Genomic DNA, 16,114 nt, shown 5'->3' with positions numbered 1-16,114 from the left:
TATTGGAGGAGTTGTTCATGTATAAAAGGCATGAACCCTTTCGTTACCAGTTCGACAGTCCAATTGAGGGGTCCCTTAGCGTCATTCATACAGAGGATGGAAGTGAACGCAGCAATAAAGGAGCAATCCTTGTTTATAATCTCAGCCCTAAAGGATGTTGTTTTACATCAGATCTCATATTGCCCATTAAGCAGGAACTGAAATTCTTCATTCAAATTTCCTTGAATGGGGATTGCTTGGATATGCCAGGCTATACAGTATGGAAAAAACCGACCGGAAAAACATATATGTATGGTTTTTCTCTCGATGAAAATAATGTCTCTGCCGATCAAATTACCAATGCGATCAAACGGTATGTTGGTTCCATTAAAAGCAACTGACAACTGATCCTGTGCCATAAAAGAATCAGGAAAAAAGGTATATCCTCACCTTTTTTCCTGGTTCTTTTTTTGCCTTTCCCATTGACCATATGCCTTCATCATATGTTCATAAGCTGAAGGTTGGCAATTGGTATTCAAACGTTCAGCATTTTTGAAAAAAACTTTAACCTTTTCAAAGACTTTTATCTTTTCGATATGCTTGGGGAAAATCCACATGCAGCCTTCTTCATGCGCTTCTTTTGTAGGGAATGCAACCACTTCTTCCCCCTTGTTGGAAACAGCCACATATAAGCAGTCTTGATAAACAAGATAGGATCCTCCCTCATAAAACCTTTCCAGCAACTCTGAAATGCTCTGGATGGTTAAGAAGGTGCCCTCAGAATCGAAGATGATACTGCGGTAATAGGGATGCTTAGCCGGGACCAATGCCATCGTTCCTTTTGATAGATGATAATCCAATTGTTCTTTCATGCATCCTTTCCCTCCTTTTCATCTAGTACAGACATTCTGCCTTTCCCCCATGATAATCGTCCTTTTTGGAAGCACTTTAAAAAAAGGGGCCTTTTCACTGGCGATATGGCCAAAAACAGATGATTTGCCGCCAGAACCGCTTTGGACTGAAATGACTACATCCGCTTATAGTGGGATTTACCCGGGAATACAAGAATCATCGCGATGACTGACTCGAGGAAACAATGGAATCCTTTGAAAACCTAGCGGCAAGCCATTCCAATTTAATCCATTCAATTATTCATAAACTCCGTATCTACAAAGACCATGACCATTACTACAGTGTTGGTCTTGTAGCCTTGTGGGAAGCAGCAGACAAATATGAAGAAAATAAAGCGTCCTTTATTACTTATGCCTATTCTATGATACAAGGCCGTATCTTGACCGAATTGCGCAAGCAAAACAATTGGGAAGAAAGGCATTGCCTTATTATGGATTCCGACCACACTGCCTATGAACCTAGCGAATGCGACATCTATTTTGAACATCAAGATCTCCTGGATCTTTGCAGGGGCTTAACCGCAAATCAGGCAAATTGGCTTATACACACCTACGTATACAATATGAGCCTGGAAGAAACAGCTTCCCGCTTCAACAAAAATGTATGCGCCGTAAAGTCATGGAGGCGGGGAGCACTAGCCAGATTGCGCACTTCATGGAATGTAGACTAAAAGAAAAAGGGAAACATTTGCTCAATGGGATTTCTATTCCGCCCCTACGGCCATCATTGGCCCAATCGGACTCTTGCTGGCGCTTGATTCCATTTACACTTTTTCTTCTTTACGCATATATTGGAGCGAGAGCCTTAGCGCCAGTTAAAACGGGATAATAGGAGGCCATTGCGCCTCCTCCCGCTTAACTCCGGGCTTCATCGCAATACACGTAGGATGTTATGCCCCCATGCTTGGCAATTCCTTTAAAATGCTTAAAATCTGCACGCTTGGTCAATTCTGCCCTGAACGTTAAGAAATCCTCTTTCGACACAGTTATTTCATCCAATTCTTTCTGTTTTAACTTTTCCAACAATTCCTTAGCGGTATCACTATTCAATATAAACACCTCATTTTCAGAATATCAGTACAGTCAGTATACATTATTTCGACTGCTTTTGGATGGAAAGAACAGTATGTGTTTCTTTGAAAAAAAACAAAACACAGACATTTACAGTTATTTCTAATTTTTTTATAAAAAAACCTTTACGTATTCGATAAAATAGTGCAAACTGTAAAGTATATTTTCGAACAATTACATTTGTTTGAATTTTCCATTCCTTATTTTCACAACATTCATACGGGCAGATTGTTCTGACGCGGAGAAGTACAATAGAATGCTAAAGGTGTGATATTAATGAAGATTGCTCAAATCGGGAACTTAATTGAGTTTAAGGGTGGCCTGAGAGGGATTGTTGAAAAAGTGAACGAGAACTCGGTCATTGTGGATGTTACCTGCATGGACAATTACCGTGATCTTGAATTGGAGCAAAAAACCGTAGTGAACCATAAGAATTATAAGATTATCGAGCTTACGAACCAATAACCTTTTGTAAGCGCATTCCTCACGGCGGCCTAAGCCTATGTTTATTTAAAAAGAAGAGAACCTCCAAATCGGTGGTTCTCTTCTTTTGCATGTAAAATGGTTCCAACGATTTGTAAAATCTTACTTTATACATATCCTGTTGTAATGAGACCCTAAAATAAAATACAATAACAACTGTTATATTCAACTATTGCATCTGAGGAGGTAAATTTCACGCATGAAAGCATGTGCGACGGATTTCCGTTTTGTGCTGTCCTTGGTCAGCGCCCAAATTCTTTTATATCTTACCTATCAATATCCATCTGTGTTTTGGTATTTGTATACAGCCTCTATTCTTTTCTTGGTTTGTTTCACTTTATCAAGCAACTCTCAAAATTCCCGTAGCAGCATCACTGGAAAAAACATGTTATACGGCATTCTATCGGCCATTCTGCTCTATGCTGTTTTTGCTTTGGGAAACGAGCTTTTCTCGCTGCTGCATTTCAAAAGCCTTGCGAAGGATGTCTCGCAATTATATAAGCTCTATAGCCCATCTGCTTTATGGCAATTCGCCGTCCTATTTCTTATTCTGATTCCGGGAGAAGAATTGTTTTGGCGGGGCTTTATCCAAAAGAAGCTCAGCGCTGCTTTTACGCCATTATGGACAATCCTTACTTCTGCCATTTTGTATAGCATACCTATGCTATACGCACAAAATAACGCATTATTGCTGGCCGGCCTTGCAGGCGGACTCATGTGGGGCTTCCTCTACCAATGGAAGAAATCTCTATTTACAGTGATCCTCTCCCATATGGTTTTTGATTTTATACTTCTTTATTTACTGCCTTTGCACTAAGTGGCTAATGGGGTTCCCGCTGAAAAAAGGGGCCCCATTTTTATATAATGTAACTTTTTCTCTCGTAATTCGTCTAAATTTATGAAATACTCTATGTAAATGGCAAAAATAGCACTAAATTGGAGGAATAAACAAATGAAGAAATTACTTATGGCACTTTCTCTAGCAGGTCTGGTAGCATTAGCGGGATGCGGCAGCAATGAAGCGAGTGATTCTCCAGACAAAAAAACGGAGCCAACCGCCAAAAAAGAAGAACCTTCCAAGGAGACCGCAACAGAAACTGAGACAAACGAAAACAATGCTACTAATGGGCAATCTGCCGATACAACAAATACGAATAATGAGGATAAAACGCAAGATCAGGAAGGAACCACATCAGAAAGCAATAACGCTGATCAAAATACAAACGACCAGCCTTCTTCTGATACAAACAGCAGCGAAGGAAATGCAGTAGACAGCAATTCTAAAGAATTAACCTATCAAGTAAACGGCCAATCTAAGAAGGAAAAAGGAAAACTGACCAAAAGCGACAATCAGGGATATACCATCTATACACTTCCCCAATATGCTTTAACAGGGGAAGAACCGGGCAAGGACGTTCTTTATATGAAGGGTGCCGATCAAGTCAATATGCGAATCGAACTTTTGCAAAATCCTGATTGGGCCCAAATCGAAGAAAATATTCCTGTTGAATTAGAAGACACCAACAAAACGATTACACATCCGGCAGACAGCAGCCTGCAGCTTCCAAATGCAACAATCTATGAAGCAAGCAATGGCGAAGATGTAGTCACTGTTTATTTGGTCAAAGACAGCAAAAATCCAATGAAGCTAACCTTATTCACAACCGCTAAAAATGACCAACGTTCGGCACTGGCTGCAATGGCCAAAACGATTACAAAACAATAAAGTGAAATTTAAATCGTTGTAGATAAATTGATACAGAGGGCAGAATATACTTCTGCCCTCTATTTTTATTCGCCCTCAAATGCTTGGCTGCTCCGGAATAATAAAACTAAGAATACAGTGCTTACATAACCGAATAACGGATACAGGAAGGATAGCAATGCCCCATATTCGAACTGGCCGATTAGATATGCGACCGCTAGGAGAGAAACATAGATTAATAGACTCTTAGCCTTTACAATCGTCCGTAACTGCCTCTCTAAACCGAAAGTATTTCCGACTAAAGAAGTGAATATTTCCCCGTATACCACCAATAAAAAAATATAATAAAGCACCGAAGACCCCTGCTTCATTAATTCAGCGCTTGGAATGCTATACCCAAGAACATCGGGGAGAGTGCTTAGTGCCAAATGGCCTGACACCAAAATGGCAGTTAAAGCGATCCCACCCGCGATTCCTCCGCCTTTTATAACATTGACGTCCTTAATTTCTGCTGCAGTCGGCACAAGAACAGCCGCTGCCAATGCTAAATTGAAGGCGCTATATAATATGGGGGAAAAGGTGCTTCCCCAACTGATACCGGTTGCAGGCATCCTCAATGCATCCTCCAGAAAATGCGGCTGTTTTATGCCGTTCCATAACAGAAGAAAACTGAAGAAGATCATCAGAGGAACAACGACAATATTTATAGCGATCAAACCTTTCATCCCCTGCATAAGAATCAATAATGCCAATAGCGATGTCAGGATGACTCCCCACACTTTCGGTATATGTAAGTGTTCTTCAAAAACCGCGCCCGCTCCAGACAGCATAACTGCACTCACCCCGAGAAGCATTATAAAGAACAAACCATTTACAAGAATACCCCATCTCTTTCCGAATAAATGCCTATTCAATTCCTGGTAGGAGGCTGCCTTGATTTTTAACGCGATTAACATTATTTTTGTGCCCATCCAAACAAACACCAGTCCCGCCAGTACAATTCCAAACAGACCAAAGAGCCCATACTGCGTAAAAAATTCCGCAATTTCCCTGCCTGTTGCGAAACCAGCACCCACTACTGTCCCCACATACACTGCAGCAATTTGAAAAATGCCTGTTATTTTGGCATGCATAGCAGTCCCCTCCTCGAGAAAGTATATGCGTGGCTCACAGTATTAAGACAAGCAATTAGTATTCCATATTTATACTTTTATCGATCATTAACTCAACGGGAGGAGAAGTAATTGATAAAAATTATGGCATAAATGTTATTTATACATAAATATATGGTAAAATATTCATGAATTTAGAGAAAGGTATCTATTATGGATGATTTAAAAGCAATTCAAAAACACAATCATATTTTAACTAATCTAATCTGGATTGTTGTCGCGGTGCAGATATTTGTCAATGCTATCACCCAAGATTCCATGTGGACCAAAGAGATCATTCTGACCATCTTGATGAATGGCATCATGACTNCAATAAAAAAATATAATAAAGCACCGAAGACCCCTGCTTCATTAATTCAGCGCTTGGAATGCTATACCCAAGAACATCGGGGAGAGTGCTTAGTGCCAAATGGCCTGACACCAAAATGGCAGTTAAAGCGATCCCACCCGCGATTCCTCCGCCTTTTATAACATTGACGTCCTTAATTTCTGCTGCAGTCGGCACAAGAACAGCCGCTGCCAATGCTAAATTGAAGGCGCTATATAATATGGGGGAAAAGGTGCTTCCCCAACTGATACCGGTTGCAGGCATCCTCAATGCATCCTCCAGAAAATGCGGCTGTTTTATGCCGTTCCATAACAGAAGAAAACTGAAGAAGATCATCAGAGGAACAACGACAATATTTATAGCGATCAAACCTTTCATCCCCTGCATAAGAATCAATAATGCCAATAGCGATGTCAGGATGACTCCCCACACTTTCGGTATATGTAAGTGTTCTTCAAAAACCGCGCCCGCTCCAGACAGCATAACTGCACTCACCCCGAGAAGCATTATAAAGAACAAACCATTTACAAGAATACCCCATCTCTTTCCGAATAAATGCCTATTCAATTCCTGGTAGGAGGCTGCCTTGATTTTTAACGCGATTAACATTATTTTTGTGCCCATCCAAACAAACACCAGTCCCGCCAGTACAATTCCAAACAGACCAAAGAGCCCATACTGCGTAAAAAATTCCGCAATTTCCCTGCCTGTTGCGAAACCAGCACCCACTACTGTCCCCACATACACTGCAGCAATTTGAAAAATGCCTGTTATTTTGGCATGCATAGCAGTCCCCTCCTCGAGAAAGTATATGCGTGGCTCACAGTATTAAGACAAGCAATTAGTATTCCATATTTATACTTTTATCGATCATTAACTCAACGGGAGGAGAAGTAATTGATAAAAATTATGGCATAAATGTTATTTATACATAAATATATGGTAAAATATTCATGAATTTAGAGAAAGGTATCTATTATGGATGATTTAAAAGCAATTCAAAAACACAATCATATTTTAACTAATCTAATCTGGATTGTTGTCGCGGTGCAGATATTTGTCAATGCTATCACCCAAGATTCCATGTGGACCAAAGAGATCATTCTGACCATCTTGATGAATGGCATCATGACTGCATTGAATAGATACTGGAAAAAACCATATATCGTGATGTGCATCCTTATTGCAACGTCAGTTGTTCTTACTTTTTATGTCGCTTACACTTTGCCTTACATAAGCAATTATTTTTTTATGATGATTACCATTATAATCGCCGCTTACTATCAGAATAAAAAAGTCTTGATTGCATCTACATTGGTTTCGCTTGTTTTACAAGGATTTCTTTGGTTCCAAAAAGGCGAAGAAATTTTGCATAATATGCTGCCAATCAATTTTATGCACATTTTTGTCTTTATTGGTCTATGTTTTTTTATTCTATTAAATATGGTCCACCAAACGGATATATTAAAGCGCAGAAACAAAAAAATGGAATCCAAAGCGAAAGAAGATTTGCATTCCACCAAATCTCTCTATGAATCTTTGTTCTCTTATTCAAAGGATGCAATCGCTATTTTGGATCCAACCGGAAAAATCATCGAATTCAACCAGGCATTTCTTGAGCTGTATGATATACCTGATTTTTCAACCAAAATCCCGCATCTGCAAACATTTTTCCCTGAATCCATCGCCGCTGTTGAAAACGCCTTGGAGCAAGCAAGAAAAGGGGAAAGCATCACTGGGCTGGAACTGAAAAGCAATAAGCACAGCCAGGAATGCCTTATTGTCGAAATGACGATATCGCCCATCTTCAATGTACACAGCCAAATGGATTTTGTTTCATGCATGATCCGCGATGTAACGGAAAAAAGAATGATGGAAGAGTATCTCAGCAATTCAGAAAAACTGAAAGTGACGGGAGAAATAGCTGCCGGAGTGGCACATGAAATCAGAAACCCATTGACTGTCATTTCTGGATTTATCCAAATGTTGAATGAAGAAAACAGCCCGCATAAACAATACCTGGATATCATAACTTCAGAGATTAAGAGGATGAATAGCATCATCTCGGAATTCCTTGTGTTATCGAAACCGCACGTAACGAATATTAAATTGCATAATCTACATGATTTGCTGATGGAAGTCATTTTATTGTTCCAATCAGAGGCGCATTACAAAGGTGTAGCTATTTCGACACAATGCAGCGGATCCCCATTTTGGGTGCTCTGTGAAGGAAACCAGCTCAAACAGGTATTCATCAATCTCATCAAAAATTCATTTGAAGCCATGCCTAACGGTGGCCATATCACCATAACATGCAAAGAACAAAACAAAAAAAATGTACTGTTAACGATAGAAGATGATGGCATTGGCATTCCCGCCAATGTACTTGAACATATCGGGAAACCCTTTTTTACAACAAAAGAAACGGGCACCGGGCTCGGTTTCATGATCACTGAACGGATCATCCAGCAGCATAATGGGACAATCAGCATCAACTCTGTTGCCGGATCGGGAACTACCATAAAAATTTTGCTGCCTTTTGAAAAGCCCCATCACATGCAATTTATTTAAAATCATACTTCCTATAAAGTGAAACTTTGATCGGTGGCGGTTTTTATCCATTCCCGCCACTCCCCAATCAAATTGGGATAAATCGTAAGCCCGGCGAAACAAATATCCTTGCCGGGCCTTTCTTATTGCTTCTTTTTACTCTTTGTGGTTCCTTGCATGGTTCACATTTTGGAATCCAAAAATCCGAAAACAAAGAATAATCATTTGATTTTACACTTTTTTGATATACTATGATAATTATGCGTTCCTTCGCCTACTGAAAAAAATGCTTGAAGAATAAAAGAGAGAGAGCTTCGATGAATAATATCAAAAAGAATTTATTAGTATATATATTTATTATCATAATACCGACAATCCTGGCAGGCCTGTTGTTTCAGCATTACCTTCAAGTACAGGCGGATAAAAACCTGGCAAAAGAAAATATCCATTTTGGCAGAATGTACCAGCATTATATTGAATCATTCATTAAAGAAACCATCAAGAGTCTGGATGTATTGGCGATTGTCTCTGCTGAGATGGATGAGAAGCCTGGGGAGATCACCAATTTACTGACCAAAACAAAAGAAGCGGATAAGCGTTATGGCAATTTATATTATGTGGATGAAAGAGGAATCATTAAAGCAGGGACAAACGCTAACTATCATCATAAAGAGGTGAAACGCTACTTTATCAATAGCTGCTCCAGATTGAAGAAATCATACGTATCCAGCAGCAAAAGGGTCGATCCGTCAACCAATAACAGTTACTTTTATATTTGCAAACCGATATTAAATGCGGATCATACGATTTCCGGGTTTATTTTAGCGCAATTAAGTTTGGATTATGTCAAAGGGATCTTTGAAAAGTTGACGCCGCAGATTGCCCTGAAGATTACCAATTTTGATAATAAAGAAATCTTGTCATTGAACAATAACCACAAAGAAGGCGATTATCAGCAAAAGATTGCTTTTGATACAGTTCCTTGGGTACTGAACCTCAATTATGCCCCCAGAAAAATCGGACTGAACTCAAATGCTCTACTAAAATTCATTGTCTTTTTCCTTTTCATCACCCATATTCTCTTTCTCTCTTATCAGCATATTCAATACAAACGTGAAGAGACTAGAAGAAAAAAAGAGTACAACGACCAAAAATTAAGCATCATTGGCACCTTGGCGGCTTCCACTGCCCATGAAATCAAAAACCCGCTTACAGGAATAAAAGGGCTCGTACAGCTGCTCAGTGAAAAATACCAGAATTCCATCGATCAAATGTATTTTTCGGTAATCCAAAAGGAAATCCACCGCATCAACGAAATAGTCAATGAATTCCTGGTATTAGGAAAGCCAAGCATCCACCCAGTCGACCAGATCGATTTAAACCACATCTTAGAAGAAATGCTGCCCATGCTCGAGCGGGAAGCGGAAGCCTATTCTACTTCTCTCCAGACTTATCTTTGCGCTGATCCTGTATATGTCAAGTGTTCCAAAGACCAAATCAAACAAGTGATCTTAAACATCGTCAAGAATGGCTTTGAATCATGCATGCCCGGTGGCGCCATTGAAATCGCCCTTTCCATCCGCAAACAACAGGCAATACTCATTGTCCGTGACAACGGGAAAGGGATGGATGAAGAGACGGTAGAACATATTTTCGAACCCTTTTTTACCACCAAAGAATTTGGAACCGGATTGGGGCTTTATATTTGCCGACGGATTTTGAACACTAATAACGGCAAGATTGTTGTCGAAAGTGAGGCGGGTAAAGGAACTGAATGTACACTTTCCTTCCCGCTGATGCCGTCCGCCAGTCAGGATGGTTAATCAAAAAAACAAACAGAGTTGATGGGGGGGATCTCTATATGAGCCAATTGACAGAAACAATCAGGCAACCAAACACTGCTCGGCAAACGACGTATAAAATTCTATTGCTGATCGCCTTGTGCCATCTATTGAACGATACCTTCCAAGCCGTTGTGCCAGCTATGTTTCCTGTTCTGAAACAGGAAATGACCCTTACATATACACAATTAGGGATGATCGCCTTTACGCTGAATATTGTCGCATCCATTATGCAGCCAGTTGTTGGCTGGTATACAGACAAGAAGCCGATGCCCTATGCATTGCCTCTCGGATTATTCTCCACTATGCTGGGCATGGCGCTATTAGGCATTGCATCCGCATATACTTTTTTAATCGTTGCAGTCATACTTGTTGGAATCGGTTCAGCTGTCTTTCATCCTGAAGGATCCCGTGTCGTCCATATGGCAGCCGGCGATAAAAAAGGCTTATCCCAATCCATTTATCAGGTGGGAGGGAACGCAGGACAATCCCTGGCCCCTTTAATCTCAGCATGGGTCATCCTGCCACTTGGCCAAATCGGCAGTTTATACTTTGCCCCGGCAGCCCTGGTTGCCTGTGTGCTGCTATTGGTGATCGCCAAGTGGTACAAGGCACAATTGATTGCCGTACCGTCCGCCCCTAAAAAGGAAAGTACAACTATAGGCATTTCACGGAGAGTATGGAGCGCCTTGTTTCTGATCCTCCTGCTGATCTTCGCCAGATCTTGGTATATCTCAGCGATGACAAACTTTTTTGCATTCTATGCGATTGATCATTATGGTTTTTCCACCACTATCGCACAAATGTATGTGTTCACATTCCTTGCAGCCGGCGCTTTAGGCACTTTTTTCGGCGGCCCTCTGTCTGATGCTTTCGGAAAAAGAACCATCCTGCTTCTTTCCATGCTTCTGGCTGTGCCGTTTACAATCATACTGCCCTATGTAAATCCTTATCTGGCATTCTTCCTATTGTTTTTGATCGGGTTCGTTCTTATGTCGAGTTTCTCAGTCGCAGTGGTATACGCACAGGATTTAGTTCCCGGGAAAATTGGGACCATGTCCGGCCTGACAGTCGGCTTAGCATTCGGGATGGGGGCAATCGGGTCGGTTGCAATCGGAAATTTGGCGGACTCATTCGGTTTGATTCCGACAATCCGGCTGATGGGATTTCTTCCTCTGCTCGGTTTATTCAGTTTTTTCCTCCCCACTGACAAAGAACTGGCACAAACCAGCCAATCTTAATCGAATGAGTCAAGCGCCAGTAAGAATCCAATTGGTTCAACGAATAATCGGCGGGAGATACATGTCTCCCGCCGATTAAAGTTTCACTTTATCGAGTTTGTTTGCCGTTAAAGCATGAAATCTATTTTTTCATCCTTCCTATCCAAATACCATCCACACTATCCTTTGAAAAATAACCTCTTTCCAGAAGTCTTCCTATCTCCATCTATCATCATGGATATCGAAAGTCATAACACCCGGGTTCACATAATCGTTCGGGTCAGAGATGAACAAAAGGTCCGGCCGTTTTTCCACTGGAATTCGCCGCATTTCCCTTTGGAGATAACTCTTGTAATATTTTCCGGACGTTGTGATAGGTGATGCCCAATTGTCGTGGTGCGTCGGGATGAACAACCGTGGTTTCAATGCCTCCATGTACATACGAGGGTCACGAAGACCATTGAAATACTGATTAAAGCCCATGATGGCACCTACCTGGACATCCGTCTGCGGAAGGGATGACATTATACTGAGAAGCTCAGGTGCCTCTTCCTTGACTGGCCCCGCCGTATCATTCCATGTCAATACAAAGTCCCCCACCTGAAATTGGTACATGAGCATACCGCCGCCATCTTTGCCAATGGCACCAAGCAGCTTCTTGAGGTCTACCTTTGGCGCATTACTTTGTAGGTCCTTTTTAAGGAAGATGCCATGCGATCTATCTGTCAAATCAGGCAGCTTAGCGGCTGAATGGATATGAGTCAGCGCCGTGACCGAAACACCATCCAGAAAATCCAGCTTGTTCATGTCCCCTGGCTTGGCCCCCTGTCCTNATTGCATCCGCATATACTTTTTTAATCGTTGCAGTCATACTTGTTGGAATCGGTTCAGCTGTCTTTCATCCTGAAGGATCCCGTGTCGTCCATATGGCAGCCGGCGATAAAAAAGGCTTATCCCAATCCATTTATCAGGTGGGAGGGAACGCAGGACAATCCCTGGCCCCTTTAATCTCAGCATGGGTCATCCTGCCACTTGGCCAAATCGGCAGTTTATACTTTGCCCCGGCAGCCCTGGTTGCCTGTGTGCTGCTATTGGTGATCGCCAAGTGGTACAAGGCACAATTGATTGCCGTACCGTCCGCCCCTAAAAAGGAAAGTACAACTATAGGCATTTCACGGAGAGTATGGAGCGCCTTGTTTCTGATCCTCCTGCTGATCTTCGCCAGATCTTGGTATATCTCAGCGATGACAAACTTTTTTGCATTCTATGCGATTGATCATTATGGTTTTTCCACCACTATCGCACAAATGTATGTGTTCACATTCCTTGCAGCCGGCGCTTTAGGCACTTTTTTCGGCGGCCCTCTGTCTGATGCTTTCGGAAAAAGAACCATCCTGCTTCTTTCCATGCTTCTGGCTGTGCCGTTTACAATCATACTGCCCTATGTAAATCCTTATCTGGCATTCTTCCTATTGTTTTTGATCGGGTTCGTTCTTATGTCGAGTTTCTCAGTCGCAGTGGTATACGCACAGGATTTAGTTCCCGGGAAAATTGGGACCATGTCCGGCCTGACAGTCGGCTTAGCATTCGGGATGGGGGCAATCGGGTCGGTTGCAATCGGAAATTTGGCGGACTCATTCGGTTTGATTCCGACAATCCGGCTGATGGGATTTCTTCCTCTGCTCGGTTTATTCAGTTTTTTCCTCCCCACTGACAAAGAACTGGCACAAACCAGCCAATCTTAATCGAATGAGTCAAGCGCCAGTAAGAATCCAATTGGTTCAACGAATAATCGGCGGGAGATACATGTCTCCCGCCGATTAAAGTTTCACTTTATCGAGTTTGTTTGCCGTTAAAGCATGAAATCTATTTTTTCATCCTTCCTATCCAAATACCATCCACACTATCCTTTGAAAAATAACCTCTTTCCAGAAGTCTTCCTATCTCCATCTATCATCATGGATATCGAAAGTCATAACACCCGGGTTCACATAATCGTTCGGGTCAGAGATGAACAAAAGGTCCGGCCGTTTTTCCACTGGAATTCGCCGCATTTCCCTTTGGAGATAACTCTTGTAATATTTTCCGGACGTTGTGATAGGTGATGCCCAATTGTCGTGGTGCGTCGGGATGAACAACCGTGGTTTCAATGCCTCCATGTACATACGAGGGTCACGAAGACCATTGAAATACTGATTAAAGCCCATGATGGCACCTACCTGGACATCCGTCTGCGGAAGGGATGACATTATACTGAGAAGCTCAGGTGCCTCTTCCTTGACTGCCCCCGCCGTATCATTCCATGTCAATACAAAGTCCCCCACCTGAAATTGGTACATGAGCATACCGCCGCCATCTTTGCCAATGGCACCAAGCAGCTTCTTGAGGTCTACCTTTGGCGCATTACTTTGTAGGTCCTTTTTAAGGAAGATGCCATGCGATCTATCTGTCAAATCAGGCAGCTTAGCGGCTGAATGGATATGAGTCAGCGCCGTGACCGAAACACCATCCAGAAAATCCAGCTTGTTCATGTCCCCTGGCTTGGCCCCCTGTCCTACTGCAGGGATGCATGAAATTTTCTCTGGATTTTTTGCTTCTTTCTTCACTAATTCGCAATGCTCCGGGGTTCCTACCAATACAGCATCCGTTTGTTCAAGGATCGTCGCTGCATGATCCGAATGGTCAAAATGCGCATGGCCAATAAAAAGTGCTTCCGGTTTCAAGTCGATAAGCTCCTTAACGGTCGCCGGTACATAATTCGATTTATCGCCGCCAGGAATCCAGCTGTCAAGCAGAACAACATGCCCGTTGATTGCAGCTGCAAAATTCGATACACCAATCCATGAAAGAATCACTTTATCCTTATTGATGCCGCCAGTAACTGGATTCACATTTTCTTTCCCAAAGAATTTCTGGCGCGTTTCAATCATCGATGATTCTTCGGCCTCTGCTTTATCCGGATTCATCACTGCGATTGCAAGTGCCAACATAAATGCCGCAGTGCTAAAAAGCAAAAAAATGACTTGCTTTTTCATTAGAGAATACCCCCTGTAAAAGTCTATGTTTTATTTTTACAATCCCCTTTCCTTTTGTAAACCAAACCTTTCACATCTATCGTTCAACTAAAATACAAAGCTATTATAAATGTCCGATTGGTTCAACAAATGATCCGTAGGGTGAATTCCTCCCTCCTTATCAAAGTTTCACTTTATTTCAGCAAAACAGATTTCTAAAAAAGTTGGCATCTTTACTTAAAGAGAGTTGAAAATGGCTATACTCCTCTTGATTAGAAGGATGCTTTATAGGGTTTAAGCCAAATCCAGCCAATTCACACTCTCATTAACTAGCCATTGCTACATCCACCAGAAGAGTTATAGACTTTTACCATTAAAGATTGCGGCCATACCGGGCACAAACAAAGAAGCCACCCTCAAAGGTTGAGGGTGGCTTCTTTGTTTGCCCTGCATGTCTCTTTTCCATTCATAATTTTTGTTTTCCGCCATACATTATCAATAGAATATAGGTACAAGTTGGCTGATCGCTGACAGAAATGGAGCTTATTATGCCCGATTTGCTTTTAGGAAGCTTCTGTTCCGCCATGTCTACAGGCTTGGGGGCTTTTATTATTCTATTTGTGACAAAATCCTTCACCCACCGCTTCCGTGATATCCTTCTTGCCTTTACAGCGGGCATCATGATGTCCGCTTGTATGATGGGACTCATTCCGGAAGCGATGGAACTTGGAGGGTTTGTACCGCTTGTTATCGGTATTTATTTTGGAGTAGCGACACTTACTTTTATGGAAAAAAATATTCCTCATATCGATGTGAATCATTCGAACATTCCTTTTGCATATGAACAAAAAGCGATGCTCATCATTATGGCCATTACTCTGCATAACATTCCCGAAGGCCTGTCGGTAGGTGTTTCCTATGCATCGCCCGACACGGAAACCGGCAATCTTATTGCTATGGCGATTGGTCTCCAGAATGCCCCAGAAGGGTTCCTAGTCGCCCTATTCCTCCTCAACCTCAATATTTCCAAGTGGAAAGCGTTCATCATCGCCGCCGGGACCGGGACAATCGAAATTGCCGCTTCCCTTGTGGGATATACTATGACTACCTATATCCAGAATTTGATTCCGATTGGACTTGCTTTTGCAGCCGGAGCCATGCTATTCATTATCTATAAAGAGTTGATTCCCNCAAGCAGAACAACATGCCCGTTGATTGCAGCTGCAAAATTCGATACACCAATCCATGAAAGAATCACTTTATCCTTATTGATGCCGCCAGTAACTGGATTCACATTTTCTTTCCCAAAGAATTTCTGGCGCGTTTCAATCATCGATGATTCTTCGGCCTCTGCTTTATCCGGATTCATCACTGCGATTGCAAGTGCCAACATAAATGCCGCAGTGCTAAAAAGCAAAAAAATGACTTGCTTTTTCATTAGAGAATACCCCCTGTAAAAGTCTATGTTTTATTTTTACAATCCCCTTTCCTTTTGTAAACCAAACCTTTCACATCTATCGTTCAACTAAAATACAAAGCTATTATAAATGTCCGATTGGTTCAACAAATGATCCGTAGGGTGAATTCCTCCCTCCTTATCAAAGTTTCACTTTATTTCAGCAAAACAGATTTCTAAAAAAGTTGGCATCTTTACTTAAAGAGAGTTGAAAATGGCTATACTCCTCTTGATTAGAAGGATGCTTTATAGGGTTTAAGCCAAATCCAGCCAATTCACACTCTCATTAACTAGCCATTGCTACATCCACCAGAAGAGTTATAGACTTTTACCATTAAAGATTGCGGCCATACCGGGCACAAACAAAGAAGCCACCCTCAAAGG

General features: G+C 41.8%; 14 protein-coding genes and 1 pseudogene. 10 read left to right on the top strand and 5 right to left on the bottom strand.

Annotation, left to right across the window (positions count from 1 at the left end; genetic code table 11):
- Positions 1-17: 17 nt before the first annotated feature.
- On the top strand, positions 18-380 hold the full coding sequence (locus BN1765_RS07805) for a PilZ domain-containing protein (protein ID WP_050614588.1): 363 nt from the start codon (positions 18-20) through the stop codon (positions 378-380).
- A gap of 45 nt (positions 381-425) precedes the next feature.
- Here BN1765_RS07805 and BN1765_RS07800 read toward each other — a convergent pair whose 3' ends face one another.
- Positions 426-851, bottom strand: coding sequence for a competence protein ComK (locus tag BN1765_RS07800; protein WP_050614587.1), 426 nt, complete (start codon positions 849-851; stop codon positions 426-428).
- A gap of 224 nt (positions 852-1,075) precedes the next feature.
- On the opposite strand from BN1765_RS07800, the gene BN1765_RS07795 reads away from it, so the two are divergent.
- Positions 1,076-1,561, top strand: coding sequence for a sigma-70 family RNA polymerase sigma factor (locus BN1765_RS07795; protein WP_050614586.1), 486 nt, complete (start codon positions 1,076-1,078; stop codon positions 1,559-1,561).
- Between the two features lie 184 nt (positions 1,562-1,745).
- Here the strand turns inward: BN1765_RS07795 and BN1765_RS07790 are convergent, their stop codons facing one another.
- Complete coding sequence (locus BN1765_RS07790; RefSeq protein ID WP_390621171.1) at positions 1,746-1,949, bottom strand: hypothetical protein; 204 nt, start codon at positions 1,947-1,949, stop codon at positions 1,746-1,748.
- Positions 1,950-2,237: 288 nt separating this feature from the next.
- Here BN1765_RS07790 and BN1765_RS07785 point away from each other — a divergent pair, with 288 nt between their 5' ends.
- From BN1765_RS07785 to BN1765_RS07775, 3 genes are all read left to right on the top strand, one after another.
- A complete protein-coding gene (locus BN1765_RS07785) occupies positions 2,238-2,426 on the top strand; it encodes a YkvS family protein (protein ID WP_050614584.1) in 189 nt (62 codons plus the stop codon).
- Between the two features lie 217 nt (positions 2,427-2,643).
- Entirely contained in the window at positions 2,644-3,261 is a 618-nt protein-coding gene (locus tag BN1765_RS07780) for a CPBP family intramembrane glutamic endopeptidase (protein WP_050614583.1), read from the top strand.
- 135 nt (positions 3,262-3,396) lie between these two features.
- Positions 3,397-4,170 (top strand): hypothetical protein, encoded by a 774-nt coding sequence (locus BN1765_RS07775; protein ID WP_050614582.1) that lies wholly within the window; start codon positions 3,397-3,399, stop codon positions 4,168-4,170.
- Between the two features lie 65 nt (positions 4,171-4,235).
- On the opposite strand, the gene BN1765_RS07770 is transcribed toward BN1765_RS07775, so the two are convergent.
- Entirely contained in the window at positions 4,236-5,282 is a 1,047-nt protein-coding gene (locus BN1765_RS07770) for a YkvI family membrane protein (RefSeq protein WP_050614581.1), read from the bottom strand.
- Between the two features lie 1,345 nt (positions 5,283-6,627).
- Between BN1765_RS07770 and BN1765_RS07760 the strand changes: the two genes are divergently transcribed.
- From BN1765_RS07760 to BN1765_RS07750, 3 genes are all read left to right on the top strand, one after another.
- The gene (locus BN1765_RS07760; RefSeq protein ID WP_050614579.1) at positions 6,628-8,220 is read left to right on the top strand and encodes an ATP-binding protein; all 1,593 of its coding nucleotides are present in this window, start codon (positions 6,628-6,630) and stop codon (positions 8,218-8,220) included.
- A gap of 296 nt (positions 8,221-8,516) precedes the next feature.
- On the top strand, positions 8,517-10,022 hold the full coding sequence (locus BN1765_RS07755; protein WP_050614578.1) for a PAS domain-containing sensor histidine kinase: 1,506 nt from the start codon (positions 8,517-8,519) through the stop codon (positions 10,020-10,022).
- Positions 10,023-10,060: 38 nt separating this feature from the next.
- Positions 10,061-11,281, top strand: a complete 1,221-nt coding sequence (locus BN1765_RS07750; protein WP_050614577.1) for an MFS transporter — start codon at positions 10,061-10,063, stop codon at positions 11,279-11,281.
- A gap of 195 nt (positions 11,282-11,476) precedes the next feature.
- Here the strand turns inward: BN1765_RS07750 and BN1765_RS07745 are convergent, their stop codons facing one another.
- Complete coding sequence (locus tag BN1765_RS07745) at positions 11,477-12,067, bottom strand: hypothetical protein (RefSeq protein ID WP_050614576.1); 591 nt, start codon at positions 12,065-12,067, stop codon at positions 11,477-11,479.
- A 5-nt stretch (positions 12,068-12,072) separates the two neighbouring features.
- On the opposite strand from BN1765_RS07745, the gene BN1765_RS07740 reads away from it, so the two are divergent.
- Positions 12,073-13,005 carry an MFS transporter gene (locus tag BN1765_RS07740; protein WP_082195439.1) on the top strand — a complete coding sequence of 311 codons (933 nt, stop codon included), beginning with the start codon at positions 12,073-12,075 and terminating at the stop codon, positions 13,003-13,005.
- Between the two features lie 195 nt (positions 13,006-13,200).
- On the opposite strand, the gene BN1765_RS07735 is transcribed toward BN1765_RS07740, so the two are convergent.
- Complete coding sequence (locus BN1765_RS07735; RefSeq protein WP_050614574.1) at positions 13,201-14,295, bottom strand: MBL fold metallo-hydrolase; 1,095 nt, start codon at positions 14,293-14,295, stop codon at positions 13,201-13,203.
- 527 nt (positions 14,296-14,822) lie between these two features.
- Between BN1765_RS07735 and BN1765_RS07730 the strand changes: the two are divergent.
- Positions 14,823-15,470 (top strand): annotated as a pseudogene (locus BN1765_RS07730) (ZIP family metal transporter); the annotation flags it as partial.
- Positions 15,471-16,114 lie beyond the last annotated feature (644 nt).

It is taken from the genome of Bacillus testis (assembly GCF_001243895.1).
Classification (GTDB): Bacteria; Bacillota; Bacilli; order Bacillales; family DSM-1321; genus Bacillus_AD; species Bacillus_AD testis.
The sequence above is the reverse complement of the archived record's forward strand: the minus strand, read 5'-3'. Positions and strand labels throughout refer to the sequence as shown.

What these genes read in the sequence shown, in the direction of transcription:
- BN1765_RS07805 (WP_050614588.1), top strand. Translation starts at nt 18, where the DNA reads ATGTATAAAAGGCATGAACCCTTTCGTTACCAGTTCGACAGTCCAATT.
- BN1765_RS07800 (WP_050614587.1), bottom strand. Translation starts at nt 851, where the DNA reads ATGAAAGAACAATTGGATTATCATCTATCAAAAGGAACGATGGCATTG.
- BN1765_RS07795 (WP_050614586.1), top strand. Translation starts at nt 1,076, where the DNA reads ATGGAATCCTTTGAAAACCTAGCGGCAAGCCATTCCAATTTAATCCAT.
- BN1765_RS07785 (WP_050614584.1), top strand. Translation starts at nt 2,238, where the DNA reads ATGAAGATTGCTCAAATCGGGAACTTAATTGAGTTTAAGGGTGGCCTG.
- BN1765_RS07780 (WP_050614583.1), top strand. Translation starts at nt 2,644, where the DNA reads ATGAAAGCATGTGCGACGGATTTCCGTTTTGTGCTGTCCTTGGTCAGC.
- BN1765_RS07775 (WP_050614582.1), top strand. Translation starts at nt 3,397, where the DNA reads ATGAAGAAATTACTTATGGCACTTTCTCTAGCAGGTCTGGTAGCATTA.
- BN1765_RS07770 (WP_050614581.1), bottom strand. Translation starts at nt 5,282, where the DNA reads ATGCATGCCAAAATAACAGGCATTTTTCAAATTGCTGCAGTGTATGTG.
- BN1765_RS07760 (WP_050614579.1), top strand. Translation starts at nt 6,628, where the DNA reads ATGGATGATTTAAAAGCAATTCAAAAACACAATCATATTTTAACTAAT.
- BN1765_RS07755 (WP_050614578.1), top strand. Translation starts at nt 8,517, where the DNA reads ATGAATAATATCAAAAAGAATTTATTAGTATATATATTTATTATCATA.
- BN1765_RS07750 (WP_050614577.1), top strand. Translation starts at nt 10,061, where the DNA reads ATGAGCCAATTGACAGAAACAATCAGGCAACCAAACACTGCTCGGCAA.
- BN1765_RS07745 (WP_050614576.1), bottom strand. Translation starts at nt 12,067, where the DNA reads ATGAACAAGCTGGATTTTCTGGATGGTGTTTCGGTCACGGCGCTGACT.
- BN1765_RS07735 (WP_050614574.1), bottom strand. Translation starts at nt 14,295, where the DNA reads ATGAAAAAGCAAGTCATTTTTTTGCTTTTTAGCACTGCGGCATTTATG.